This is a genomic window from Stieleria sp. (assembly GCF_041595215.1).
GTDB classification, from domain to species: domain Bacteria; phylum Planctomycetota; class Planctomycetia; order Pirellulales; family Pirellulaceae; genus Stieleria; species Stieleria magnilauensis.
The window spans coordinates 1-2,242 of sequence record NZ_JBFHKV010001257.1 but is presented as its reverse complement, the minus strand read 5'-3'; the positions used below and the strand labels follow the sequence as shown (position 1 = coordinate 2,242).

General features: G+C 59.5%; 2 protein-coding genes. Both read left to right on the top strand.

Going from position 1 to position 2,242, the window contains the following annotated elements; genetic code table 11:
- On the top strand, positions 1-1,511 hold a 1,511-nt coding region (locus ABX749_RS30305; RefSeq protein ID WP_372899322.1), incomplete at its 5' end, for a sulfatase.
- A gap of 274 nt (positions 1,512-1,785) precedes the next feature.
- Positions 1,786-2,242: sulfatase (locus tag ABX749_RS30300; RefSeq protein ID WP_372899321.1), on the top strand; the 457-nt coding region annotated here is incomplete at its 3' end.

Sequence of the window (2,242 nt, the reverse complement as noted above, 5' to 3'; positions counted from 1 at the left end):
ATTCTGCCCCGAATCATTCTGCCTTCATCGTTTCCGCCCTTCCCACCTCGCCACCCACCTTGCCGATGACCGCCCGAAAACGCACCCTTTCCTTTGCCATTGTTGCAGCACTCTGTTCACAGCTCGTTTGCAGTTGGTCACTCAAAGCCGAGTCGCCCGCGCGGCCGCACATCGTGCTGGTGATGGCCGATGACCACGGCTATGGTGACACCGGATTTACCGGCCATCCATTCGTCCAGACGCCGCACTTGGACGCGATGTCCAAAGCGGGAGTCGTCTTCAATCGGTTCTACGCCAGCGCACCGGTTTGTTCGCCGACTCGGGCAAGTGTGATGACCGGGCGTCATCCGTTTCGCACCAACGTTCCCAATCACGGCCACTACATGCGGCCCGACGAAACAACAATTGCCGAGGCGCTCGGCGATGCCGGTTACGTCACGGGACATTTCGGCAAGTGGCACATCGGCTCGGTGCAACCGGACAGTCCGACCAGTCCGGGCGGGGCCGGGTTCGACGAATGGCTCTCGGGATTGAATTTCTTCGACAACGATCCGTACCTGAGCCGCAACGGGAACTACGAGCATCTTCAGGGTCCCGGTAGCGTGATCAGCATGGATGCGACGATCGAGTTTCTGACCAAACATCACGGCGGCGATCGGCCGATGTTTTCGGTCACCTGGTTTCCCTCGCCGCACGACCCGCAACAGGAACTGCCGCAAGGAATCGCCGCCGCCGCGACGCTCTACAACGATCAGCCGACCAAGAAACCCGGGTACTTTCGCGAGATCACGCTGTTGGATCAGCAGGTCGGACGGCTGCGAAAGACATTGCGAGATCTGGGCATCGCCGACAACACGCTGCTGTTTTATTGCAGCGACAACGGCGGCTTGATCGTTGAATCGTCCGGTGGGCGAAACAAGAAGGGCAGCATCTACGAAGGCGGATTGCGGGTTCCGGCAATCTTGGAATGGCCGGCGCGGTACCGTCCGCAGTCGATCGAAACCCCGGCGTTTGCCGCCGATCTGTACCCGACGCTCGTGGCGATCGCCGGGGCAAACGTCGCACATCAACCCAAGCTCGATGGCATCGACCTTGCCGACGTGCTGGCCGGCAAACAAACGGTTCGTCCCCCGATGGGGTTTTGGCACGGACACACACAAGGCCAGAGCACACACAGCGACCGCATCATCCGCGCGCTCTTGGAAGCCAAACAAGCCGGTCGGCCCAATCCACATCCCGAACGGATTTTGAAGAACGTGGAAGAGTTTCCGACGTTCGGCGAAGACGGCATGCGAGGCCACGCGGCCTGGAATGCTTGGCCATGGAAACTGCACCGCATCCAGAACGGGAAGCAGGTGAAGTACGAGCTGTACAATCTGGTGGAAGACCCGATGGAGCAAACGGATTTGAGCCAATCGGATCAGCCACGTGTCGCGGAGATGAAAGCGGATCTTGAAGCCTGGCAGCGATCGGTATTGGACAGCTGGTCGGGGAAAGATTACGTGAAATGAAGCGTCGTCTCGTAGGGCATGCTGTGCATGCCAATCGTCACGCTGTGCGTGACCTACCTGCCGTCACGCACAGCGTGACCTACCGACGTGACGCTGTGAAGCATTTGGTAGCGGAAGGGCGCGAGCCCTCCGGTTCCTCAGCTTCACCCAAATACGGGAGGGCTCGCGCCGTTCCGCTGAAACCGTGTAATACACAAACATCAATGCCTCACCGAACAGCCTATCGGGGTGCCCCATGCCATCGATCGACAGACCGACCACAACGGACCTCCACATGAAAACCAACCTGCTCCTTCCCCGCCTCGCAGCGTGTTTCCTGGCCCTCTTGTTCGGCTCGTTAATCCACGCGGACGATCGCCCCAGTTTCATTCTGTTGATGGGAGACGATCACGGCTGGAGTGAAACGGGGTACAACGGGCATCCGTATTTGCAGACGCCCGTGCTGGACCAGATGGCAGCAAGCGGGTTGCGATTGGATCACTTCTATTCGGGGCATCCGTCGTGTTCGCCGACCCGTGGCAGTGTGCTGACGGGGCGGCATCCCAACCGCTACGGCACCTTCGCCCCTGGCTGGTCGATCCGTCCCCAGGAAATCACGATCGCGCATTTGTTATCTGATGCGGGTTATCGATGCGGGCATTTCGGCAAGTGGCACCTGGGCCCGGTTAAAAAGGAATCTCCGACCAACCCGCGAGCCATGGGATTTGACGAATACCTGTCGCACGACAATT